We start from the raw sequence: 23,649 nt of genomic DNA on the forward strand, positions 1-23,649 counted from the left end.
CTGATTCTGGTTAATATTCCACGGATGATCATCCAGATGATGAACACGATTATCGGACTGATGGCAATAAGCCACGTACAATCAATAAAGCCTAACAGCTTATATAAAATCAACCCAAAGGTTGATACTAGCATTATGCCTACGTAAGCATCTAAAATGTTTCTAACTATATGCATACCTCAATTGTGAATTGAATTTTTAAACCATCGAGATTGGTGTCATAGACATTCTCTACCTCGATCTCCTTCCATTTTTTGATGAGCCAATTCTCACATACCGTAAAATTGTCATTTATCTCCATTGCCTCATCTTGAAGGTTCCTGATGTGGGTCTCATATTTGAAATTGTAATCAGCCTCACTGATCTTAGACCTTACAACCAATAGCATCTCACCAGTAAAAGTGTAACCCTCAATAGCGCTGTAGTTATTAAGCTTATGCTCACGATCCTGCCACAATAGCATCAGATATTTATTCCGGTCCGCAAATAGCTCAGCAGAATCATCTGGCAAATCCTGAAGGTTCTGCCAATGGTCGCGCCCATAGTTGAAATGCCATTTCTCCTCTCCAGGATTGGCACCGGTGTTAAAATCTGCGATTAACTCTTTTAGTCTTTCTACTAACAATTTCGTTGTGGTTTTTTTGGATTTCTCCCTTCACCTTATTCAGGCATAGTTTTCTAAATATCTTCATGTAAGGGAGTTCCAACCATTGATCATAGATCAGCAAATTCCCTTTTGCCAGTTCGTCCAAGGTGGCACTGTATCCAAACTCATTGAGCCTGTCGATACCTGCCTCCTTCAGGTCATTGTTAACTGAATCACCTAGCTCTTGCTTCTCGATCTCTGCGATGTGGTTCAATTGGTCAACTACCCATTTATAGCAAGCAGAGCTGTTTAGCAGCTGCAGCTTTAAAAAATCCTTTTCACTGGTACCATATACCAGCTCATTAACCGCCTTTATATCCTTGTCTCCTACATACACCCGAAGCAAAATGATATCACTCCATGAGAGCTTCCAGAAATCCATCTGCTTAGGCTTCACTTTTTTGCGTCCAACCCTCAAGATTGGATTTGCCCGCAGTGAATTTTGGATGATATAATCCACATACTCCCTGGTCTGGTCATCCAGAAATGGATAATCCTTTATTCTAAGTTTTACACCAGACTTGATGATCCCCATTGGTCAGAGCGTTTGATTTCTGTTTCAACTATCCCGGTTAATGTATCCGGGGCATCATCCAGCTTATTGAGAGAAAACTGTTTTTTGTACTTGGTCACATTCTTATAGAATTCAGGCCAGCGAATATGCCAATCAATGGGAAATACAATCCTTCGGTTGACTGTGGCGGAGTTGGAATAAATCCTCGATTCCTTGTTGCTGCCTTGGTGAAACCATTCTATAGTAATATTTCGCATTACTTTCTTGACATGGGTTTCCACATTCCTTGCAAATCCACGGCCTCCATTGTTTGATTCAATCCTAGCCTTATTTACTTTGGACTTCAGAAACATCTCAGCTGTGGCCGGTTCTGTTACCTCCATAGGTTTGCCAGTATAAACCAGATCAATCACATAGAGATGTTCGTCAGTTGTAGCCAATGGTACGCCATAGACAATGCTACACAGATAATCCTTTCCAGTATCAGCTGTATCCGTGTAGTTTTTGACCATCTTTAGATTTGGCAGGTCGGCATAAGTCTTGAATGGATTCTGATAGAGCATCCCCTCCTTGTTCTGTGGATCTCCCTGGTACAAACAATCGAATTTATCTGGATCCGTATTTCTGGTGGATTCCAATTTCTGCTTAGAATGTTTGGATGGCCATAAGGCTTCACCAGGCTTCCTTCTATCAAATTCAGAAGGTGGATCTTCCTTGATTGCTGGAAAATTGATTTTAAGGAACTGGTCATGCTTCAGGTTTGCAATTATCTCATCCAGATCTCCATCGCCATTCCACTCGACCACACGCCCTTTATCATCCAGCTTGGCAATCAAATCCTGATCACTCCATCTAGTGAATACGATGAGCTGCTGGCTGTCGTTATGCAAGCGTGTATCGGCTACTGCAATATACCAATCCCAAACATGTTGCTGCACGATTGGAGAATTAGCTTCCTGCCAATCCTTGTAAAGGTCATCAATGATCAATACATCAACTGGATCTCCAGTTAGTGGACCACCGACACCGACAAACTTCATCGAACCAGCACTATTGATTGATTCCCTGGTCTGGTTGGTATTGGCTTTCTGTCCAGTGTAACCACGCAAAGGATAACTGACATTTGGAAAGATGTCACGGTATTCCTTCTCTCGCATGATGGTCATGATCTCACGCCCAAACTTCTCAGCTTTGTGAGCGGAGTAACTGACCAAGGCCATCTTGTCATCCATGCGTTTACCGGCAATGTAAGCAGGTAACCTTCTGGATGATCCCTCAGACTTTCCGTGCTGTGGGGGCATCGATACGATCAGGTTTTTTATTTCCCGATCCGCAAAGCGGTTCAAAATGTCATAGAACGTAATATGGAAACCCTCAGCCTGAAATTTAGGATAAGTGGTTTCCGTAAATGTCAGTAGATCAGATCTACTTTTATAAATCTGGTCATCATACAATAATCTTTCAAGCTCAAGTTCCTCATCCTTCGTCAGCATTCCTTTTCCGCTTTTTTAGGGAATTTCTCTTCTTTATCAAATCCTTGATCCTAGCCTCCCTTTCCTCTGGAGACATTGTCAGAGGCTCTCCATCGGTAGTGATATCCTTCTTATCGACTAGGCCTAATTCCCTTGCTATAATGTTGGCATTGAGCATGTCAGCAGCAGCGCCCTCGAATTTATAGACATAAATCAGCTGCTCTACGCGTGTAATGATGTGTAAATACTTAGGATCTTTTTTCCAATTATCCCATGTCTTTCGGACAATACCGAGGTGGTGGCAGAGACCTTCTATAGTCATTGCACGCATTTTTGGATAGTAAACGGCAGAAGCGTCCCTACCTTTGAAATCTTGTGAATAAAGGGGATTTTCGCGACAATAGTCTATGTATTCCTGGGCTTTTTCGTATATCTCATCAACGGACAGTTTCTTGCCATCCGGGCTAAGATCCTTTCTGAGGGTCCAGAAATCATTTTCAGTCGGGGCTGCCAATAAATTAAGTTTTAAGTTAATTATCGGCTTACAGGAGTGTTACAAATATATAAAAATGATCCAGGGACTAACCGCTAATGATCGATATGTTCACAAAAACCTTTGAAATTATTATAAACAGGAAATTTGTCAACTTTTTAATGTTGATAAGATTTTAAAGAATTGATATACAGCAAATTAACAGCTAAATCTTGATAACTTATTTAAAATAATTTGTAACGCTAATCAAAGAAGAATTAAATTAGCTAATACTTAAATGTAACAAAGAGGTGAATACTTAAGAGTGAACCGTCAATAAATGCGGAACAAGTTATGTTGAAACTAGCCCCATTAGCTTAACTTCAAACACTCCCTCTTAATATTCATTTTCCGAAACCCTGTCAGTGCAATGGCGGGGTTTCTTTTGTTAAAAGTACACAAACTTAATTTATCAGATTAAGTCTTTAAGACGTTTTAACATTCATATATCGGATAAAAAATATTAATTTGCCATATATCCGACTAATGCCAACTTATGAACAAAGATATATCATTTATCTACACCCTTGTTCTGAACGATGAAGTCTTGATTGTTGAGACAAGTTTAAAGTGGTTCCATTCCAAACTACTACAGAGGGATATAGGTTTTAAGATGTCTCGCTCAACCTTATCCAATCGGTTCAAGGAAAATGAAAGGTTTAACTTTTCAACTCCAACAAGTTCCAATATGTATTGGCTTCAAAAAACTCCTAATGAGGATAAGAAGACGGAACTTGATTTTTTTAAGTCTAACGATAAAAGTAAACAGACCGTCAAGGATGGAATAAAGAATAAGTATAAATAATGATGAATCTATTAATATATATAATAGATTCCGATATTTATTACTATTTCAAATAGTTAAACTGTTTAATGTTGTTGGGTGTGATGATAATCCCAGCTTAATTTAAGGATTTATCTTCCTGCTTCACAGATTCGACTAATGCCGACATCTCCACAAGCACTATGGACAACACCTGCCCTGATAATCTTCCAAAGCAAATTTCTTAATGTTATTTGCAGCTAATAAATCACGATAATTAGTTTCACCACAATTAATGCAATTCCAAATACGCTCTGATAATTTTAAATCATTGTTTATAAATCCACAGACACAAGTTTTTGAACTTGGAGCAAATTGATTAATCCTTAAAATATTTACTCCGTACCAATCACTCTTATATTCCAGCATTCTATTAAATTCTGACCAACTTGAGTCAGAAATAGATTGAGCTAGATTATGGTTCTTAACCATACCTTTAACATTCAATGTCTCTAAACAAATTGTTTGGTTATCACGAATTAGTTGAGTAGAAACCTTATGTAAAAAGTCTAGTCTTTGATTCTTTATTTTTTGGTGTAAAATAGCAACTTTTAGAAATGCCTTTTTTCTATTGCTCCCATTCCTCTTTTTATTCTCTGCCCTACGCTGAAGAACTTTTAGTCTATCTAATGAATTTTTGAGAAACCTCGGATTCTCTATAACAGTTCCCTCAGAAGTAACTGCAAAATCTTTAACTCCTAGGTCAACCCCAATTGATGTATTTTCGTCAACCTCACATTTATTTTTAATTTCTTGATTAACATTGCACAAAATGGAAACATAAAATATTCCTGTAGGAGTTTTACTAATTGTAGCGGATTTTATTATTCCATTTAATGATCGGTGAAGGTTAATTTTAATACCCGTTCTGTTAAATTTAGGGATGAAAAGACGTCCATTTTGAACTTTAACTTTTTGAGGAACATGAAATGATTGTGAGCCGTGTTTTGATTTAAATTTTGGAAATCCAGCACCTTTAAAAAATCTTTTATATGCTTTATCCAAATTCATTAATACAGATTGCAGGGATTGGCTATTTACTTCTTTCAACCAATCAAACTCATTTTTTAAATCAACTAATTGAGATTGGAGCTCATATCTATTATAATTCACCTTACTACTAGAATATGCATAAATTTTAGTTTCAAGGGCAAGATTCCATAAAAATCTGCAATGGCCAAAATGCTTAACTAAAAGAACTTGTTGTTCTTTATTCGGGTATATACGATATTTAAATGCTTTATACAACAGTATTAATATATGTAATTTATTAAAATTTCAATACTTCTAATGTTTAAAGAGACTCGAAATTTTGTTTTACCTTAAAAATATCCGCGGTGAAGCTCCCGGAGCATGAGACGTGGAAGCTACCATCCTTTTTATATGAACTGTATATATCGAATTGGATAGGCTTGCACCTAGAGTGGATCTGCTCCAATTCCGAGATCTTATCCCTAATCTGGTTTTTGAAAGCTTTTAATCCTTCCTTTCCGATTATAAGAGTCGAATCCAGACCATGGATGTATTTACTGAAATCCTTGTAAAGATTGTTCTTGTCGGTATAAGTCATTCCGATCTTAAAAAAATAGTTTTCCATAATTATTAATGATTAGCCGCCATGCGGTATTTATTCTTTAGTTGTGTGATATTGGTTGATGGATCCACGTAGATTACGGTACGCTTATCGATGCGAATAGGTATTTTATTCGTGGTGGTTACAGGTTTAATCTCCTGGACCGGATCAGCCTTAATTATATTAGGTTTGGTGATTTTATTAGCCTCCTCTTTCGATACCTTCTGGAATTTTGATAGTTTCTTCCATTGCCCAGCTGGACGGGCCACGAAATTGCTATCATCGATATTGGTTGGATCACCATTCGCATAATAGATCTTATAGCCCTTGGGTATCTCACCATACACTTGTCTATACCTATACCGTGGATAGTGGACCAGTTTACCGTTGACTTTTATCATGTTTACCAATCTACCCTTGACGATCCGCTGTACGATCTCACCTTCCTTTATAAATCCCCTAGTTTTCCACATCTTTTTGTTCCCGCGCCTATAGGAGCCGTTTTTCTGGTGGTTGATCCTGATGGCCTCTAATTCTTCAGCTGTTCTCTTTATGCCTAGGAGTCCCATTTTCTTGTCAATATTCTTCTTTGTGAATTTTCGGCCACGTTTGGACAGCTGTTTAGCTAATTCAATATTTCCTATGTATTGATAGTTATCCAATAGAAATTGGGTTTCCATCTTCGTCCAGCGTAACATCTTACATTTCTTGATATTTTTGGAATAAAGCGCCATCCGGAAGGTGGTAAACTGGCAACAGTCTTTCCCTGGGCGGTTGGCCATGATGAACTCGAACATCTGCTTTATGGTCAAGTTCTTTAGGTTTTTCCTGATCCATTTGATTTCTTCGCGTTTCAGTTTGAATGTTCCCATTTATTTAAAGCTTTATAGATTTTACCGTATCCGATATACTCACATTCCCACCAGGTATTGAACAGCTCCATACCAGCCTTCAAGAAGTTGCCATCCTTGAATACATCACATTTGAACTTCTTACCATCCCTGACTGGGAACAGTTCATATCCCTTGTTGTTGCAGAAGCTCGCCATCTCAAAGAGCGACGGCAACCTCGCATCTAAAACCCTTAGTTCTGATTTCATTGATCCTATATTCTTGTAGTTTTGATAGTTTTCCCTTCGGTCCCTTCACTTCGATGAAGAGCGTTTCATTCGGTTTGAGGCACAACAGATCTGGTAATCCGTTTTTATTACAGCTGATGATTTTTATCACATACCATCCCTGCTCCTCGTATTGCTTTATCAGCTTCGCCTGATATTGTGCCTCTGTCATATCTTCTCGACTATATTCTCATATTCTGCTGGGCTTATATGGTGGATGTTCTGCACCCGGTTATATAGCCAATCGTAGAACTGCTCCATTCTTTCTAGTTTGCTCGTAGTGTTTTGTTGTGAAATTCCTCTTCTTGAGGACGGTCTCATAGATGTTGTGCTCGATTCCATTTTTACTAAATATCCAGTGGACGTTATTGGTTAATCTGTCTTGAGTTGACATCCGATCCCTGGCCTGCCAGTAGCTGACAGCTGCATGGTCGATGTTGTACATGACCAGTGCCTCTGCAGCCTTTAGGCTTATACCTTCACGGCCGGATGCGATTTGGAGCGCAATATTCTTGTGGGTGCTGTTGAATTCCTGTAGGTCGGTGGTAAGCTGGTCTTTGAAAATATCCTGGAGGAGCTCCAGCTCTTTCTGGAACTTATAGAAGATAGCGATCTTTATCCCTTTGAACTCTTCCTTTATATAGATGCCTTTTGAGTTGTCGATCACAGCTGATCTCCCTTCCTCACAGATGACGGTCCCGGAATAAATCTGGTGGATCTTCGACAATAGTTTTGTTGGTGTATCGGCAAGGATGGTGCTATGCTTGCCTACATAGACCAGGTCACTTTCTAAGGTTTCCACAAGTTTATAGGTTGTAGGTTTCATCTTCACCTGGTGGATTTGTTCATTGATGGTGGAAGTGAATCCTGCTTCTCTTTGGGTAAAGGTGATCATATATGGATCGATGATCGGGCGGATAAGGCTGTAGTCTGCTCTCGAATAATCGTTCACCTGGTTGCCATGGGCAACATAGCGCTTTTTCACATCGACATAGGTGTGCGCCCATCCATAGAAATTCGATTCGTTAAACGGGCTGTTGTTGCTTATCCAGAATTGGTGGTAGATCTGTGACCAGGACTCCGGGGTAATGGTCCCGCTCATAAGTATAAGCGGTGTGTCACCTACCAAATTTTTTAAAGCTTTTGTCCGCTTTGATGGTTTTGGATAGGCGGATATTGAGTGTGACTCATCAATTATGATCAGGTCGTAGGTGTCGGAGACCTTGTGCAACGACTCGAAATTGATGATGGTTATAGCGTAAGCAGGGGAGAGCGTGTCGTAATCCGCTTGTATGGAATGTATAGCTTTCTTCTTGGTGACAAAAAGGACTTTTGTAGACCCGAGTTTTTGGGCCGTCATAAGGGATATGAAAGTCTTTCCGCAACGTACCTCAATATTGAGCAGCACGATCTTCAGGGCTTTCAGAATGGAAGCTGCTTTATCGGATATCTCCACCTGGTATGGCCTTGGTTTAAACATTTCCTCCTGTTATGGTTAGATGGATCAGATCAATGTGGTCAGGAATGATCGACCTGAAATCTTTTGTTTTGGTTATGAGATTAAATACACGGTGTCGATATTCTGGATAGATAGCAATTGCACCCTCAACAAGTTTTACGCTATGCAGTACGGTGCAGTGGGAGTGTGGCTTGCTCCTTCCGAATGATGCCGCAAAATCCGCCAGGCGTGAAAATGAGAAGCCGGTTGTTTCCCTGGCGATGTAGTAGAACACCTGTCGCGGTTCGGTAAATTCCCTTTTCCGGGTTTCCATGAAATAATCCGAAGGTGGAATTCCGTATTCTTCACCTATGATATTTGCTATATGCTTTAATTTGTTCATCACTTTTTTATTAGAAGTGTTGCAAGTGTTGTTTTTTTATTAAAAAATGTACTTTATAAATTATTGTTTATCAGTTTATTATATTAATTCACAACACTTGCAACACTTTGTTTTATAATTATACACCCCCCCTTAATTTTTTAAGAATCATTTTATAGGGGTCTAGTGAGAGGGAATAAATGTGTTGTAAGTGTTGTGGATTTTTAAAAAGTAAGGCCATCGATCTCATCTTTTAATTCATTTTTCACATCATTAGGTTCTTGACCTTGCAACATAAACCAACGCTCTCCGTTTGTGTTTCCTTGGATATATTCCATTTCTATCATTTTTGCATATTTCTGAACCCATATCGCAAATTTTTTCCTAGATAACCATCTCTTAAAATCTTGATATTCCTCAAGGAATTGGTTGTATTTTAAAGTCTTTGTATTTCTTTCATTCAGTGGGAAGTTGCTGTCATCCTGGATCCATTCATAGAACTCATAGGAGGTCTCGGCAACGAATTTTCTGAGCTTAAGATTTTTGGTTGTCTGTTTTACAAGGCCTACTTTTAGATAGGACTGAAGGCACCTGATCATATAATTGTCGAAGGCGTTGTACTGTTTATCATCCCAGTCGTCAAAGAGCTGGTGGCCGAATTCATCATAGGGCGTGATATCCTTACCGTAGTACTGCGAGAACTCGATCTCGTGCCGTCTCCGGTTATGGGAATGACCCTCGCCTTTGATCGCATAGTTGGTGGATATGGCCATTTTTGGAGACTCTTCCACCGTGAGCTTGATGGCATCCTTATTCTTTCGCTCAATGGTGATGCCCTCCGTCACCAGGGAGAACTTGCTCTCGAAGTCGAAATTCTTCTTCACGTCGTCGAACACCAATACATGGGTATCCTGTGACACGGTCTGATAGGGAAATGATTTCTTGTCGTCGAAGGCCTTGCCATCCAATATCGATACGCGCCTTATCTGTTTGATCCCCTGGACAAAGAGTCCCTTTCCTGTACCGCCTTCGGGATTCTCACTCATCACTTCGTCATTTAAGATGATGGCTTTATTGTTGGTCTTGTTCTTATAGGTTGACAGCAGGTATCCGATAACACACTCAATCGGCAATGGGCTTTTGTCGCTGACATTCTCGACGAAGGTTTTGAAGTCGTTCTCATATTTCTCCTTCAGCTTGAAATTCCTATCGATGATATGGCTCTCCCAGACATAACCATCAAAATCCATGAAGTCGGTCAGTTCTATCGTATCCTTGGTGATCCTGACGATACCATTCTTGAAGGCGATATAGGATTCATGCTTTTTATCCCGGAGCATCACCAGGTCGATGGCATCCAGCATATCGAGGTAATTGTCGCTGAAAAGGTTGGCATAGTTCACGCAGCGCTTCCAGACATCGATCTCGCCGTTGTAGAGCAGATAATTGAGCACCGAATCCTTGATCTTCTCGATGGACACCTCTTTAACTATATTGGATTTGATGTGCACATATATCGGCTTTGCTTTGTCCGACGGGAAGTATTTTTTATAGCCGAGCTCACGCTCCAAAAACAGTTTGTATTTATATGGGTCTATCTTGATATTGTTGCGCTCGTCACGGAACCAGAAGTCCTCAACATCCTCGGTTTCCTTGATCTCCTCATAATCCTTCTCGGAAATGTTGTGCTTCTCAACGACGTTTTTTTTTGGCAGGTTTTTTATGTCCAGACGGATCCTGTCGATACGTTTGTAATCCTCGAAGTATTTCGAGTCGAAGGCACGCTTCTTATAGGCCGAATTGATGGTTGCTATGGCTTCGCGTTCGGGAAACCCTATAACAATGTTGTTAAGGATATAACCCTCGGCTGTTGTCTGTGATACACCGTATTCACAGAATGCCCCTGCCAGGTCGAAGATGAAATTGTTGCGCTCCCCCTCCACGAAGTCTCGCTTCCAGTTCCAGTTCATGATCCGCTCAATTATCAAATCCTCATTGGTAAGCGGCATAAGCGCTGGGCGTGATGCATATTCGTGGCCTTCATCCTGTATAACGGGGTCGAAGATCTCAGCCTCATAGTTGGTATAGATATCCGGATCATAGGACTCGAAGCAAACACGGTTGACATCGGAGCCGCTCATGTCCAGGTAATCGTATTTGAATTTCTTTTGGAAGGCCTTGAAAACTTTGGGGTGTGTCTCCTTGTCCAGTTTGTCCGATACACGGATGATCCCCTTTATCCCATTGCCCGACGGTGAGATGAACAGCCCGATAAAATGCGGATTTTGTTTAAGGAGCTCCATGTGGCTGGCCATGGCCTTTCTTGATGGGTAGGAGTCGAAATCCAGGGCCATTAGTCCTGAATGTTTGCGCAGTCCTTTTGCGTTTCGTTTTGAGAAGACACCGGCATAGACCACTGACACAAGTTCCTTTTTCAGCTCTTTGTCGCCTTTACGGATCCGCTCAATGAGATCCTTTGACTTACCCGCTCGGATACGGTCAAAGGATTTCTTCAGCGGTATTATGTAGGGCACATCGGTTTTATAGATAGATTTGAAGGCCGATATTTCGGGGTTGTACATCGAGGGATAAAGAATTTAGAGTTATTGTCTGGTAAAGGCTAGTATTTCTCCTTTACTGAAATTGAATCTTTGTTGTGGCTGACCTCCGGGAGTACCATTTCCTCACCATCGGCGCTGGCGACCAGCACACCTTTGCTTACAGTTTTGTAAACCTGCTTATAGCGCTCCTCGATCTCCTTTACCTTGGCGTTGGCCTCCTGCCATTCCGGTATATGTTTGAAGGAATACCTGGTAGCGCCGGAGCGTTTTGTAAACTCGAAGCCGTCTTCGGAAAATGTGTTATCGCTGTATTGGCCAGCTTCTTCCAATGCATAATCGAATACCTCTTTTTCTGCATCGGTGTAGAGCTCTTTATGTCTCTTGATCTCGGCATAGGCTGTCAAGGCCCTGCGTTCGCCTCTCTCAACCCTGTCGATCAGGGCCGCAACCTCGGCGGCCCGTGTATCGAAAAATAGATCCTTGCTCATTACAGGTCGAGTTCGTCAATTAAACCTCCTTCGTCGTCGCCTGCCATAACAGGTTCCTTCACCTCGATATTCTTGGCCCGATAGCCGTCGATATATTCCTGCAGGGTCTTTGCGGCTTTGTTGGCCAGCTCATCCGTTGCGCGGTCGATCACTTCTCCGACCTCAAAAAGCGGTATGGAATATTTCACGCTTCCGCTCTTACCTCCCTTGGCCTCGGTGATCTCAACCCATTGGTTGTCCAGAAGGTGAGAGTTTTCGCGGTAGAAGTCAGAATAACCGGGCACATCCTCCTTGTCGATTGACTTCTCTTTCTTGATGCCTCCAACGGCTGCACCCTTGAGCTGTAGGTTGAAGATGTGGCCATCCTCGTCCATCAAATAGATGGAGCGTGTGTAACGGCCTCCGGAATTCTTGATGCGCTCCTTGATATCCTTGTAGATACCGGATGCGATCTCACCGCCTTTAAAAGCTTTCACTGAAATTTCCTCGTTGGCGATGCTGTAGACCTCATTGGAATAGATTCCACTCTCGGATTTGTCGTGCCACCCCTTTACGGTGTGGTAGTGTTCCAGGAACAGCCCCTTGATGGGCAGCTCCACATTGACGTTTTCTTTTTTCTCCTTGTCGTAATAGGAGAAACATTTCTCGTTTGATTTCCACTCCAGGAACCTGTAAGCGGGGTTTGAATTTTCTGATGTTGGACGTTCTAATCGTGCCATGTTTGGATATTTATACTTGCGGATGAATTACCAAGGCATCCGCTTCCTTGTTTGTTATAGAAGTGTATAGGCAAGCACGGCTATGATCTCGCAGCAGATGATTATTACTGCAGATTTGAGTGCCCCGTATGAGAGGCCGTGCTTGTAGCCCATCTGATAATTATCTTTTTCCCTGTCCATCTTTGATCTGCTTTTCGCGTGAGCGGTTGGAATGGGCAATCATCAGGATTATGACCTCGAATATGATCGCGAAGGCTACTGCTGCCAGGAATGTTTTCATTATCTCCATTAGAAAAGTTTCAATTGTGATTTATCAAGTTCAATCCAGTATTCGATCTGTTTCCGGACACTGGTAATGTTCTTGCTGAGCGCTGTACGTTCGAGCTTCAGCTGTTCCATTTTGGATTCTAGTCGGCTGATGTTGCCCTGGATTTCCGTCTGAGTGTATTGTACCCCCCCCCATAATCTTAATATTTTACTTTGGGGCCCGGGGGAGTATCAGATCCCCCGGCATTTCCCCTAAGTGCTCCTGTAAGCACTTGTTAGTTTTTCAATCTATGTCGCTTCCGCCTTTCAAGGATCCGGTAGACCTTTTCCTGTTTCTCGTCAAACCCGTGGCCAGAACCGGCTGCCGCACCACTGGCAGCCAGTTCGGTTCTCAACCCTGCCACAGTAATCTTTATCTTGTCGGCCATTGCCTCGAGCTGGTCGATCCGTTTCTCTATGGAGCTCTTGGCCTCACTCATATCTGCTGTATTTCGGTATTGGACCGTTCGACCTCCTCCACGTGTCGGTTGTTCACCTCTTTGATGGTGTCGAGTATGGACTGGAGCCTTTCTGCATCCCTGCGTCCGTTACGCATCACGTCATGGAAGTTCTGGATGTTCATACCACATTTCTCCACGATCTCGCCCTTGATGACATTTGGTGTGTTCTCCCAGGCCTTTACGATCCTATCGGTTAATTCTTTGTTGTGCATTCGTTGGTTTTTTAAAGAAAGGAGCCGGGTTTGATCAATTAATTAAAACCCAAATTCTACTAATAAACTTACCTACTACCGGCTCCAGACTCAGCTATTTATCAATTCAATAATTCGTTTTCCATTTTATCGGCCAACCAGTGGAGGCCATATTTTCGAGCGGTCTCGATATCGCTCCGCATTCCGTCTATGTCGTTGCCGCGGTTGTTGAACTGGGCTTCTAACATCTGAGAGATCTTGGTATCCCTCTGCATTACTTTGGTTGGCATAGCAATTCGGTTTTATTGATTTCTTTATTGGTCCTATCGGCAATTTTTGAGAGTATCCCCAGTCTCATTCTAAGCACGCGGTTCTTGATAGCGGTAAATCTTTTGATTTCCTTTTGCCTTTCATATTCATTGGAGAAGACACTGTAAAATTTTGAGTACTCCACAGTTGCTATACTGTTTTCAAGACTTTGAACCGCAGCGTTATTGCTCTCCAATTTTTCAAGTAAATTTTCTAGTGTAGCCATGGTCTAAGTATTAATCTCCGTTATACACGCCTTTTCTATACTCGCTGCTCAAATCCAAATTTTTTTGGATTTCACGTTCTCTCAAGAAATACTTGATGTTGGGCACTATCTGGTCGAAGGTTTGGGCGGCAACCTGGCCGTTCTCCATTTTTACCGAATAGCCGCTTGCAGGCTTACCGGACCAAGTCTTCCATTCACGGTAGCTCCAGGTGTACTGTTGGCCGTTTACGGATACCACGCCAGTCGTTGGCTGTGGCTTTTCTGTGTTTCGTCGATTAAAAGTTGCTGAGTCCATAATTTTTGTACTTTTATTGTAACTATGATACAAATATATCCCAATATTGGGATTATACCAAATAATAATCACAATATTTTGATTAAAAATACAATTATTTGGAATTTGTTATCACAATTAATTGATTTTGAACGGGAAAGAGATTAAAAGGAAACGCGAATCTTTGGGATTAACCCAAGAAGAGATGGGTAAACTTATAGGAATGAGTAAAAATACCATCTATAATTATGAGAATGGCGGCAAGATACCCTCTACGAAGATCCCAATATTGGTAAAATTTTTTAATGATCGAATCGAACAGGGAAAATTTCCAATTATTAGGACTGAAGGCGAATCTCCTAATGATATCTCGGTAAAAGATCCATTAGGTTTCATCAAGAACAAAAACGGACTAAATTACGAGGAGCTCCCGAATGGTAAATGGAGGGTGAAGGTCCCGAAGGTACCATATCGGGCTTATGCCTCCTTTATAGAAGTTTTTTCGGATGAGTATGAACTGCATAGATCATTCTCAACAACTTATTTCACGGTTGACCACCCAGGGAAGGGAAAATATGTAGCCTTTACCGTGGGGAACGACAGCATGAACGGGGGAGGGATCAACGATACCCCTGACGGTGCGGAAGTACTTGGCCGGGAATTGCAGCGCCACCACTGGAAGGATGGTTTCCGTGACTGCGAGTACGGCTGGATCATAGTTTCCAGTTCCGGGATCATGCATAAGGATATAAAAGGCCCGGATGGCAACGGTACAATTATCTGCCAATCCAGGAACCCATCACCGGAATACCATGACTTCGAGCTGGAGCTGAACGATGTGCACTCGATCTGGAAGGTGATAAAACGGACTTTTTGAGATGTATGCTAAAAAAAGTAGAAAAAAACGCCCAATGTGGCTGCGACTTATAATTTATAATTTCCATTGTCTTGAGGCATTGTTCTTTCCTCCGGGCATAAACAAATAACAATTGTTCTCCCTAAAACATATTGTTTAATGTTAATCTTTTAAAATGAGAAAATTATTATTTGCTCTGGGTTTATTATGTCTAACAACCACAAATGCCCAGATCAAGAGAGTAGATCAACCTTCTTCTGAAGAAATCGGTAAAATAGCTCCAATGGGTTCTCTTAGTATCAAAATAGAGAAATCTGGGGACACCTATAATTTTTTGTACCAGGATGTAAAGTTCACACAAATAAAAGAATTCAAGTCCTTTTCATTCAAGGATGTTGACAACGCATTTGAAGAACTATATAAAATAATCATGGATGGATTCGACAATCCTCCAGCCGATGACATAATGATTGAACTACCGGAGGGATATTTATGGCTTGGATTTACAAAAGCTCTCGGGGTGGTTAATTTCAGGTTTGGCCATTCTGTTACTAATGATGGCTCCGTCATTGGTTTTTCACAATGGCTGACTAAAAAGCAAACCCAAAAACTTTTCGGTAAAAGATGAAAACATTAATACTAACACCGGTTATTGTTATGATTTTTTTGTATTCAGGTATTTCCCTGGCGCAACAATATTATGATGATAATGGCAGCTTCCATTATAGGGAAGTTTTCGAATTGGAGGGCAAATCCCAGGAACAGCTATACAACTCCGTAAAAAAATGGATAGCCGTAAATTTTAACGATGCCAACAATGTCATTAAAATGGATTCGAAAGACCAGATTATCGTTAAAGGGCTTACATCCATCCAAAATAAGGGCGAGGTGAAAGTAGATTTCACCCTTGATATAGCATTTAAAGAAGGTAGGTATAAGCTGGAAATGTACGATCTTGATGCAAATTTCACTGTTTCACCGCAATATCCTACTGTTAAGGTTCCAACAATAAATCCTGATGTCTATACCGTTGAAGACTATAAGAAACAGTTTATCCAGACTACAATTGCAGCAGGCGGCACCGAAAAAATGGCAATGAAGTCAATTGATTCAAAGAAATTTTCAGATAAATATTGGCCAGACGCTCAAGAGTACAACAGGCAAACTGCGAAAGAGCTTAAAAAAACCGCAGACTCTTTCGCTGCAAATATCAAAAGCGCCGCCGGATCCAAAAAAGATGATTGGTAAAATATGAATACTCCTAAACAAATCCTTTCCAGGACTCTCCAAGCCTTTCCCGCTTCTATATTAAGTAGCTCAGGAGATGAAAATGATACTAAAGAAGAAAACAGCAATAATTTGGCTGATGGGAACACCATCCAACAAACCCATGATTTTATAGTTGACAACTTTGGATATCTACACAAGCATGTATTCCTTTATGAAAGCAATAGTGTAATAACAGGGTTTAATTTTCAGGATCCGAATGTTACTGAATTAAAAACTACTTCAACTAGACGCACATTTACAGGATATTATCTCTATAATGTTGAAGAATTGTATATCGAGGTAGGAGATAGGCAGCCAAAATCAATGATATTTGCAGTTCCTTTCTGTATTAAGGTGAGTGGCCGAAAAATCCAACTTATCACAAATACTTTTTCAAGGAACATAAAGGCTTATGTAGATGAAGAAATTGCACCTATGCGAACTGTAAACTCTGACAAAGCTATTTTATCTGCTTTTGAAACCTCGACAAGATCCGTGATGCTAAAGCTGGATATTAATAAAGCTGTCAAGCAATTATGGGAAGACGATACAATTGATGCAAGGCAGGTTACGTTTAAAGAAGACTGGTCTGAAGGTGTTACCAGGATGGACGAAAATTTACTTTACAAAGATAAATATCCAAATAGATATTTAGAGTTGCTGAAAATGCCGTTGAGAAAAACTACCTTTAAAGTATTGAATAACAACTATCCAATAAATCATTTTTATGCAGATCCTTCAATGGGGACCATACAATTTCCGGTTTATCCAGATGTAGAGGACCACCATGAAAAATTTTTAAACCATCTATTATCCAAAAATTGATGTTACCGACAATATTCAATCCATCCAAGCTTGAAAAAGCAATAAGCCAATTGAACCCGGATAGAATCTACCTTGAGAATATACGCGCCCTTTTAGGCACGAACACAACCATAGCCAAATTAATCTGTAATACCGCGGTAAGACAGGGATATTTTGAGAAACGATTTGCAGTGGAATGTGGTAACGAAGATGATGGCAGGATAGTAGCTACATACAATTCCCAGGAAGAAATTCCGGAAACAATAACCTGTGACCTCTGTGAGATGGAAGGCAAAAAAAGTACTTTCAAAAAAGAGGATCTCCGTATATATCCAATCTATAAATACATTTATGGTAATGGGCGAAGTTGATAAGCCAGTTAGAGGAACTGTAAATATTGTAAATCATATTATGATGCAATGGGTGCTGCTAATTGTAACACTTTCGATATTTATAGCTGTAAATGTAGCATTTATCTACATGCTGGTTAAAGGTTTTGATTGGGAAAAGACCGTTGTTGCTGGAGGAGCTGACATAGGTTATATGGTAATACTTAAAAGGATTACTGATAGTCTTTTTAAGGTTGAAAAATGATCATTATTTAATTCAAAATTACCGTTAATAAAATCGTTAATACAAATTGGGGACTTTGATAAAATCCGCAAAATTGAACAAAGACAATAACTGAAAACCAAACACTTACGTTGATAAAATTATAGGGGAGGTCCCTGTTAATCAAAGGGTCCTTGGTTCGAGCCCAAGAGGGGGAGCAAAAGAAAAAGCCTTACAGAGATGTAGGGCTTTTTTTATAAAATCATTTTTCTTTATTTCAGCCGTGCTATTGTCTAGAGCTTCCATTTAAATCCACCATTGACCACAAAGCCGTCAACCGGAGCATAAATGTCACGAAATTGGGGATCGCTTAAGTCACCTGTATAGATAGTATCAAATGCCGTTTGTCGCGTATCGAGAAAATTTTCCAGGTTTAAGAAAACCGAAAAATGTTCCCCTAGTTTTTTTTCGGTCATAAAACCAGTAATCCAATAAGCCTGTCCAGTTTCTCCATCTCCCAATTGCTGTGGACTAAAATAATATGCCTCTAAGCCCACCCAGAAATTATCGTGTTTCTCATACATAAGTACATTGTTCAAACGATGTTTCGCGACCAATGGGAATTTGCTAACCTCACCGTTATAATGCTGTTGGACATCAGCATAGGTATATCCCACAAACAGCTTAAAATCATGATAACTGAATCTCAGGTTGGTTTCAATACCTTTTGTATCCACCAAACCATTAGGCTGTTGGAAGATGTATCTATCGTTCTCTGCTTGTAATAAAAGTGGGTCATCAATCTTAGTGTAGAACAATAAAAGGTTGGTACTTAGGTTAAGCTCTTCTGTAATGTTCAGTCGATAATTAACATCAAAATTGGCGCCTATGGACCTCTCTGCTTCATAAGCATCAGGATCGATCGGTTCTATATTTTGAAATTGGAGCCGTTCCGCATCTTCATTAAAAACAGTTGGCGTTTTATAGCCCATTCCTCCTCCAATCCTCAAGGTTAGATCGTCAGCGGGTCTAAACATCAAAAAAATTCGAGGTAGTGCGAAGGTGCCATACTGGTTTTGGTAATCAAGACGAAATCCGCTCTCCAAAGTCCATTTGGGGCTTATGGTCCAGTTGTTCTGTACAAAACCTCCCAAAGTGTTCTCGGAATAAGACAAGTCGTTTTCATCAGAAATATGGTCTTGCTCAAAGCGATCAGTCCAGAGGTTGAGCCCCATAATCCATTCCATATCTCCATTTTGCAACACAAGGTTGGCTTCCGAAAAGGAAGACAACTGTTTGCCTGAAAAGCCATAATCAGGAATTAGAAGTTGGCGATCGAAACTGTTAATACTGTTTTTCAAAGTGAGGATCGTAGCATCGCTTAAATCATGTTCAATTTGAAATTGGGTGAAGATCCTTTCGGTTTTATTACGCTCGAAATATGGATCTATCACCTCTTTGTCCTTTACATAATCCAAATTTCCCCCGAGACGGTCTTCGGTTACAAAGTTTACGCCAAAGTTTAGTTCAGTGGCTTCCCCTAGGTATAGGAACAGTTTTGGATTGAGGGTAAACCGATCAAATTTGGGGATGGCAGTAAGTCCTATATCCGCAGGGTCGTATGGGCTCCCGAGATTGTATGATCCGAATACGGTAATACCTACTATACCATAGCGTTCAGCATAAAACCCACTGGCATCTAGCCCCAATGCAGAGGTACCATTCAACATAAAACTTAGTTCAGGTTCTTCTTCTGGTGTCTTGGTAATTAAGTTAACTAAACCAGCAATGGCTCCCCCACCATAGAGTGTTGAGGAGGCTCCTTTAATAACTTCCACCTGCTTGAGATCAAGAGGCGCTATTTGCATAAGACTAAGCCCTCCAGAGAATCCAGAATAAAGCGGCATTCCGTCGCGCAACAATTGGGTGTATTTGCCATCCAGCCCTTGTATACGGATACTGGAGTTATAACTGGTTGCCGAAGTCTGTTGTGTCTGTATCCCTGTACTTTCATTAAGTAACATGCGTATGTCGCCAGGCTTCATATTGCCTTTTTCCGAAAGTTCTTCGCCGGCAATAAACTCTACCCGTGTAGCAATGTCGGCAATGCTTCTGCTGCTTCTGGTGGAACGTATGACTACCGTTTCCATTTCTTCATGGGATGGATGCATTTCGAATAGCATGGGAAACTTAACCGCAGTGGGCGGAAAGCTTATAGTGGTTCGTATGGTTTCATATCCTAAAAAGCTTAGTTGTACCTTGTATTTGCCATCTGGAATATTAGTGATAACGACTAAACCTGAGGAATCTGTAATTCCCCCTATGTTTAATTCCTGAAACAACACATTAACACCTGTCAAGGGCTCTTCGGTCTCATGGTCCACTACCTTTGCTTCAAAGAAATTCTGTGCGTATAACTTAATGCTTAATGTAGGCAGAGTAAACAGTAATAATAGGATTGTAATAATATTACTGAACCCTTGGGACTGTAAATTCATAAATGGGTGTTTGTAGTGCAAAGCTATAAGTTTTTACCGTACTTGCGATTTGAAGCTGGTACACTACGGATAAGTGAAGAAATTTTATGATTTGAATCGGTATTGATTCACAATTCAGATCGGAAAAATTGGCTTAGAAAAGTGTCTAAGGAGATGAAATGTTACCTAACTTGAAGCACATAGGTCATGGAAGTTAACCGAGTTTAAGATATATAATAGGAAATCTATACGCTATTTGTTTTCTTAGGTTACTAACCAACAAATTCATAGGATCCTTAATTTGAACCCGGCTGGGAACAAAATAGAAGGAAAGCCTTACAGAGATGTAAGGCTTTTTTTGGATAATTTTTACACATCTTGACAATCTTTCCATCTGGTTCATTTAATTTTTATCCATATCCTGCTTTGCTTACTTAGATTTCCATGTTTAAAATTTATTAAATCTCATATGTGTCCTAATACGTTATTTATTTCATATCTTCATTTATTGGCAGTGATCAATTTTACAACTGACCGCAATACTTTCCCCCTGATCAATTATTTTTTTTAGCGCATATATTTTAATAATACCCTTGGGTTTAAAGAACTTTTGTTAATTCTAATTTTATGAAAAACGGAATTGTATACCTGTTAGTATCGTTTTTACCTTTAACTCTGAATTCCCAAAATTCTATTAAGAAGAGTGATGTTAAGACCACTGTTGACGAATACAATTTCCTAACAGAAGCTTATACTAAAGAAAACAATTTTGAATTACTGGACGGTTATATTTTGGAATCCTTTGGAATTTTTGAATACGAAAAATTTCATTGTGAATCTAAGCTACTTATAGAATTGGGGACCAAAAATGTAAAAGCTGTTTTATTCGTTATTTCAAAAGAAAAGGAAAATGATGATAAGGTTAGATACTTGTGTTTGCCAATAAATAACGATGCTCTATTTAAGAAATTTATAGACTCCTATGGAAAATTGGGAATTTCAATGCACGGAATGCTAACATGGTTTGCACATTCTATTATCTCCAACCATATCCAACAAAAATTTAATGCTAACAATAGCAATATAAAAACCACGAAGGAAGAATTTGCCTTTCTAACCGAACAATATTCATTAGACAACCCCAGTAAATTATTAGATGGGTATGAATTAAAACCTTTTCAAACAGAAATTTTTGACGAGAAATACAGCTACGATTATCAATTATTTGTAAAGAGGGATACCAATAAGGTAAAAGCAGTATTAATTACCATCGCAAAATTGAATAACAATGGCAACAAGACAAAATATATAAGTATGCCATTTAATAATAAAGAATTACAAAAGAATTATGTGAAAGCCTCTATTAATTTAGGAGTTAATCTGGGGCATTATTTCGATTTGGCAAATTTTAATATGGTATCAAAAATCATAGATAATCATTATAACACGAATTGATTGTGGTTCAATTAATAACACATCAGTAATTGCCTAGAGTTCTTGATTCAAACGTACCCTAACAGACCAAATTTTGAATATAAAATCTCCCAGAGGATATTTTAATGGTAAATAAAGTTATTTCCAAATGTATAATTATCATAAATTAAAATAATAAAGTATGAGACATATATTGATACTCTTGGTCTTTACTTTTACAATTTTTTGTGCAGGGCAAGAAGAGCAGGTCTACAAAAAAGAGGAAGTAATGATGTTGGAAGATTTGGTCTATAAGAAATTGGATTCGACACTGATTACAGGCAAAGTGATCGGTTATAATGTTAACGGCAAAAAAATATTGGAAGAAGCAAATTATAGTAAAGGTCGACTTCACGGTTTAGCTAGAACATGGTATGAAAATGGCCAGCAAAAGGTGGAACAAAGTTTTAACATGGGTAAGCCTGATACCAGAAGTAGATTTTGGTTTGAAAATGGCCAATTAAAAAGTGATCAGTTTTTTGATGAGGGTCAATTAACCGGTTTAAACAGGGAATGGCATGAAAATGGTCAATTAAAACAGCAATGCTCTTTTTTAAAAGGTAATCCGGAAGGTATTTATAGAGATTGGTATCCTAATGGAAAAATGGAGCGTGAAGTCGTTTTTAAAAATGGACAGCCAAATGGTCTTGCTAGAGAGTGGTATGAGGATGGTCAAATAATGAAGGAAGCTCATTTTATCAATGGTATAAAAAACGGAAAGTATACCTATTATAATAAAGATGGCACTCTAGATAAAGAAGAAAATTGGGTGATGGGAGTCCTAAAATGAAACTAATACAATCAGGATAATCTATTTTGGGTACAAGATACTTTTTAATTATAGTGTGACTTACTAAATAATTGTTGTGAAAAAAAACGCCTTGTAGAGATGTAAGGCTTTTTTTATTTTTTCAACTGGACTTTTTTGTAGGTTGCATGAGATTTGGACCTATTTCAAAATGAAAGGGATAAAAGAGCTTAAAACATTCTATAAAAATCAATCAGATCAAGATTGCCTTAAGATATGCACGACCACAGCCATAACTCAGATTATTCTTATCAGGCATGCAAGGCCCATAATTTCTCCCAAATCCTTTGTAACATTCGAGGATGCCGAACGGCATTTAACAGAGTATAGAAATAGCAGCGTTTATGCTGATTTTAGGTCGCCAATTTGCACTGAAGAACTTACCGATGTGCCTATCTATCATAGCGATCTTCAACGTTCAAAGGAAACGGCAATGAAACTTTTTCCGCCCGAACTTTTTAAGCTTGAGGAAGATGCGCGTTTCAGGGAGTTAGATCGGCAGAACCTTAAACTACCCTTTAAAATGCCCTATAAAATCCATACCGCCTTATCCCGGATAGCCTGGTTAACAGGAAAGATGAAATATATAGAACTTCCAAAAGAAGCCTGGAAACGGCTAAAAGGGAATGCTAACTATTTGGACGCTTTAGCTCAAAAAGAAAAAGTTCTCATTATAGTTGCTCATGGTTTTCATAACTTTTTTGTGAGCCGATTTTTAAAAAGATTGGGTTATAGGTTGGTAAACAATGGTGGACATAAACATTTATCCGTTAATATTTGGGCTAGGTAGAATAGAAGAACTTCCTAATATTTTAAAGCGTTAAAATTAGGCCTAACTGAGATGAAAATCTTTTGTTAAAATTGTATATTTTTCCACAATTGTTGCTTGCCGAAATATTCAATTTAGGCCTCCGAATTACGGAAATCATCAGATTTGAATTACATTTTATTTGTATTATTGATTTGAATTTTAAAGCTCTTTATGAAAAAAATTGAGGTTGTTGCTGGAATAATATTTTATAAAAAAGAAATTTTGTGTGTTCAAAGGGCGAAAAACAAACTTCAATATATCTCTGAAAAATTTGAATTCCCAGGTGGAAAAATTGAAGTAGGTGAAAGCAAAATAGCAGCTCTAGAACGGGAATTAATTGAAGAATTGAATATTTCTGTCAAAATAAAAGAACCTTTTTTAACGGTTGTTCACCAATATCCGGATTTTGAGTTAACAATGCATAGCTTTATCTGTGAAGCAGAAACCAAAAATCTTATTCTCCATGAACATATAAGCCACCAATGGCTTACTGATAATGAGCTTAAAAAACTTGATTGGGCGGCCGCAGATATACCAATTGTAAAAAAATTGGCGTCCAATGGATGA

General features: G+C 39.4%; 32 protein-coding genes. 11 read left to right on the forward strand and 21 right to left on the reverse strand.

Features of this window, described 5'->3' with window-relative positions; all coding sequences use genetic code 11:
- Positions 1-166: 166 nt before the first annotated feature.
- The 4 genes from ISU00_RS06585 to ISU00_RS06600 are packed head-to-tail and all read right to left on the reverse strand — an operon-like array spanning position 167 to position 3,146.
- On the reverse strand, positions 167-625 hold the full coding sequence (locus ISU00_RS06585; RefSeq protein ID WP_228853257.1) for a hypothetical protein: 459 nt from the start codon (positions 623-625) through the stop codon (positions 167-169).
- A complete protein-coding gene (locus ISU00_RS06590; protein WP_228853258.1) occupies positions 585-1,181 on the reverse strand; it encodes a hypothetical protein in 597 nt (198 codons plus the stop codon). Before ISU00_RS06590 ends, ISU00_RS06585 begins: the two co-directional genes overlap by 41 nt.
- Positions 1,157-2,653: a phage terminase large subunit gene (gene terL, locus ISU00_RS06595; RefSeq protein ID WP_228853259.1), complete on the reverse strand. Its 1,497-nt coding sequence runs from the start codon at positions 2,651-2,653 to the stop codon at positions 1,157-1,159. The genes ISU00_RS06590 and terL overlap by 25 nt, the downstream gene beginning before the upstream one ends.
- On the reverse strand, positions 2,637-3,146 hold the full coding sequence (locus tag ISU00_RS06600) for a DNA-packaging protein (RefSeq protein WP_228853260.1): 510 nt from the start codon (positions 3,144-3,146) through the stop codon (positions 2,637-2,639). The genes terL and ISU00_RS06600 overlap by 17 nt, the downstream gene beginning before the upstream one ends.
- Positions 3,147-3,660: 514 nt before the next feature.
- Between ISU00_RS06600 and ISU00_RS06605 the strand changes: the two genes are divergently transcribed.
- Positions 3,661-3,969, forward strand: a complete 309-nt coding sequence (locus ISU00_RS06605) for a hypothetical protein (protein ID WP_228853261.1) — start codon at positions 3,661-3,663, stop codon at positions 3,967-3,969.
- A gap of 159 nt (positions 3,970-4,128) precedes the next feature.
- Here the strand turns inward: ISU00_RS06605 and ISU00_RS06610 are convergent, their stop codons facing one another.
- The 16 genes from ISU00_RS06610 to ISU00_RS06685 all read right to left on the reverse strand — a co-directional run bounded on the left by ISU00_RS06610 (position 4,129) and on the right by ISU00_RS06685 (position 14,125).
- On the reverse strand, positions 4,129-5,235 hold the full coding sequence (locus ISU00_RS06610; RefSeq protein WP_228853262.1) for a transposase: 1,107 nt from the start codon (positions 5,233-5,235) through the stop codon (positions 4,129-4,131).
- A 46-nt stretch (positions 5,236-5,281) separates the two neighbouring features.
- Positions 5,282-5,584 (reverse strand): hypothetical protein, encoded by a 303-nt coding sequence (locus ISU00_RS06615; protein WP_228853263.1) that lies wholly within the window; start codon positions 5,582-5,584, stop codon positions 5,282-5,284.
- 5 nt (positions 5,585-5,589) lie between these two features.
- Complete coding sequence (locus ISU00_RS06620) at positions 5,590-6,258, reverse strand: hypothetical protein (protein ID WP_228853264.1); 669 nt, start codon at positions 6,256-6,258, stop codon at positions 5,590-5,592.
- A 1-nt stretch (position 6,259) separates the two neighbouring features.
- The gene (locus ISU00_RS06625) at positions 6,260-6,397 is read right to left on the reverse strand and encodes a hypothetical protein (RefSeq protein ID WP_228853265.1); all 138 of its coding nucleotides are present in this window, start codon (positions 6,395-6,397) and stop codon (positions 6,260-6,262) included.
- A 16-nt stretch (positions 6,398-6,413) separates the two neighbouring features.
- A complete protein-coding gene (locus ISU00_RS06630; RefSeq protein WP_228853761.1) occupies positions 6,414-6,659 on the reverse strand; it encodes a hypothetical protein in 246 nt (81 codons plus the stop codon).
- Positions 6,610-6,849, reverse strand: a complete 240-nt coding sequence (locus ISU00_RS06635) for a VRR-NUC domain-containing protein (protein ID WP_228853266.1) — start codon at positions 6,847-6,849, stop codon at positions 6,610-6,612. The genes ISU00_RS06630 and ISU00_RS06635 overlap by 50 nt, the downstream gene beginning before the upstream one ends.
- A gap of 60 nt (positions 6,850-6,909) precedes the next feature.
- Entirely contained in the window at positions 6,910-8,157 is a 1,248-nt protein-coding gene (locus ISU00_RS06640) for a DEAD/DEAH box helicase (RefSeq protein WP_228853267.1), read from the reverse strand.
- Entirely contained in the window at positions 8,150-8,518 is a 369-nt protein-coding gene (locus tag ISU00_RS06645; protein ID WP_228853268.1) for a helix-turn-helix domain-containing protein, read from the reverse strand. The genes ISU00_RS06640 and ISU00_RS06645 overlap by 8 nt, the downstream gene beginning before the upstream one ends.
- Positions 8,519-8,721: 203 nt before the next feature.
- Positions 8,722-11,079 carry a BT4734/BF3469 family protein gene (locus tag ISU00_RS06650; RefSeq protein WP_228853269.1) on the reverse strand — a complete coding sequence of 786 codons (2,358 nt, stop codon included), beginning with the start codon at positions 11,077-11,079 and terminating at the stop codon, positions 8,722-8,724.
- A 38-nt stretch (positions 11,080-11,117) separates the two neighbouring features.
- A complete protein-coding gene (locus tag ISU00_RS06655) occupies positions 11,118-11,546 on the reverse strand; it encodes a hypothetical protein (RefSeq protein WP_228853270.1) in 429 nt (142 codons plus the stop codon).
- The gene (locus ISU00_RS06660) at positions 11,546-12,265 is read right to left on the reverse strand and encodes a hypothetical protein (RefSeq protein ID WP_228853271.1); all 720 of its coding nucleotides are present in this window, start codon (positions 12,263-12,265) and stop codon (positions 11,546-11,548) included. Before ISU00_RS06660 ends, ISU00_RS06655 begins: the two co-directional genes overlap by 1 nt.
- Positions 12,266-12,584: 319 nt before the next feature.
- Entirely contained in the window at positions 12,585-12,728 is a 144-nt protein-coding gene (locus tag ISU00_RS06665; RefSeq protein ID WP_228853272.1) for a hypothetical protein, read from the reverse strand.
- 79 nt (positions 12,729-12,807) lie between these two features.
- Positions 12,808-13,011: a hypothetical protein gene (locus ISU00_RS06670; protein ID WP_228853273.1), complete on the reverse strand. Its 204-nt coding sequence runs from the start codon at positions 13,009-13,011 to the stop codon at positions 12,808-12,810.
- On the reverse strand, positions 13,008-13,244 hold the full coding sequence (locus ISU00_RS06675; protein WP_228853274.1) for a hypothetical protein: 237 nt from the start codon (positions 13,242-13,244) through the stop codon (positions 13,008-13,010). The genes ISU00_RS06670 and ISU00_RS06675 overlap by 4 nt, the downstream gene beginning before the upstream one ends.
- 253 nt (positions 13,245-13,497) lie before the next feature.
- Positions 13,498-13,758 carry a hypothetical protein gene (locus ISU00_RS06680; RefSeq protein ID WP_228853275.1) on the reverse strand — a complete coding sequence of 87 codons (261 nt, stop codon included), beginning with the start codon at positions 13,756-13,758 and terminating at the stop codon, positions 13,498-13,500.
- Positions 13,759-13,768: 10 nt separating this feature from the next.
- On the reverse strand, positions 13,769-14,125 hold the full coding sequence (locus ISU00_RS06685; RefSeq protein WP_228853276.1) for a hypothetical protein: 357 nt from the start codon (positions 14,123-14,125) through the stop codon (positions 13,769-13,771).
- Between the two features lie 55 nt (positions 14,126-14,180).
- Between ISU00_RS06685 and ISU00_RS06690 the strand changes: the two genes are divergently transcribed.
- The 6 genes from ISU00_RS06690 to ISU00_RS06715 all read left to right on the forward strand — a co-directional run bounded on the left by ISU00_RS06690 (position 14,181) and on the right by ISU00_RS06715 (position 17,555).
- Positions 14,181-14,909, forward strand: a complete 729-nt coding sequence (locus tag ISU00_RS06690) for an XRE family transcriptional regulator (protein ID WP_262892121.1) — start codon at positions 14,181-14,183, stop codon at positions 14,907-14,909.
- Positions 14,910-15,063: 154 nt separating this feature from the next.
- On the forward strand, positions 15,064-15,516 hold the full coding sequence (locus ISU00_RS06695) for a hypothetical protein (RefSeq protein WP_228853278.1): 453 nt from the start codon (positions 15,064-15,066) through the stop codon (positions 15,514-15,516).
- Positions 15,513-16,136, forward strand: a complete 624-nt coding sequence (locus ISU00_RS06700; protein ID WP_228853279.1) for a DUF4468 domain-containing protein — start codon at positions 15,513-15,515, stop codon at positions 16,134-16,136. The genes ISU00_RS06695 and ISU00_RS06700 overlap by 4 nt, the downstream gene beginning before the upstream one ends.
- 3 nt (positions 16,137-16,139) lie before the next feature.
- A complete protein-coding gene (locus ISU00_RS06705; protein ID WP_228853280.1) occupies positions 16,140-16,982 on the forward strand; it encodes a hypothetical protein in 843 nt (280 codons plus the stop codon).
- Positions 16,982-17,332: a hypothetical protein gene (locus tag ISU00_RS06710; protein ID WP_228853281.1), complete on the forward strand. Its 351-nt coding sequence runs from the start codon at positions 16,982-16,984 to the stop codon at positions 17,330-17,332. Before ISU00_RS06705 ends, ISU00_RS06710 begins: the two co-directional genes overlap by 1 nt.
- Positions 17,319-17,555 (forward strand): hypothetical protein, encoded by a 237-nt coding sequence (locus ISU00_RS06715; RefSeq protein ID WP_228853282.1) that lies wholly within the window; start codon positions 17,319-17,321, stop codon positions 17,553-17,555. The genes ISU00_RS06710 and ISU00_RS06715 overlap by 14 nt, the downstream gene beginning before the upstream one ends.
- Before the next feature lie 251 nt (positions 17,556-17,806).
- Here the strand turns inward: ISU00_RS06715 and ISU00_RS06720 are convergent, their stop codons facing one another.
- Positions 17,807-20,011, reverse strand: a complete 2,205-nt coding sequence (locus tag ISU00_RS06720; protein ID WP_228853283.1) for a TonB-dependent receptor — start codon at positions 20,009-20,011, stop codon at positions 17,807-17,809.
- 606 nt (positions 20,012-20,617) lie between these two features.
- Between ISU00_RS06720 and ISU00_RS06725 the strand changes: the two genes are divergently transcribed.
- The 4 genes from ISU00_RS06725 to ISU00_RS06740 all read left to right on the forward strand — a co-directional run bounded on the left by ISU00_RS06725 (position 20,618) and on the right by ISU00_RS06740 (position 23,649).
- A complete protein-coding gene (locus ISU00_RS06725; protein WP_228853284.1) occupies positions 20,618-21,445 on the forward strand; it encodes a hypothetical protein in 828 nt (275 codons plus the stop codon).
- A gap of 160 nt (positions 21,446-21,605) precedes the next feature.
- Positions 21,606-22,253, forward strand: a complete 648-nt coding sequence (locus ISU00_RS06730) for a toxin-antitoxin system YwqK family antitoxin (RefSeq protein ID WP_228853285.1) — start codon at positions 21,606-21,608, stop codon at positions 22,251-22,253.
- Between the two features lie 169 nt (positions 22,254-22,422).
- Complete coding sequence (locus ISU00_RS06735) at positions 22,423-23,061, forward strand: histidine phosphatase family protein (protein ID WP_228853286.1); 639 nt, start codon at positions 22,423-22,425, stop codon at positions 23,059-23,061.
- 192 nt (positions 23,062-23,253) lie between these two features.
- Positions 23,254-23,649 carry a (deoxy)nucleoside triphosphate pyrophosphohydrolase gene (locus tag ISU00_RS06740; protein ID WP_228853287.1) on the forward strand — a complete coding sequence of 132 codons (396 nt, stop codon included), beginning with the start codon at positions 23,254-23,256 and terminating at the stop codon, positions 23,647-23,649.

It is taken from the genome of Aegicerativicinus sediminis (assembly GCF_015476115.1).
Taxonomy (GTDB): Bacteria; Bacteroidota; Bacteroidia; order Flavobacteriales; family Flavobacteriaceae; genus Aegicerativicinus; species Aegicerativicinus sediminis.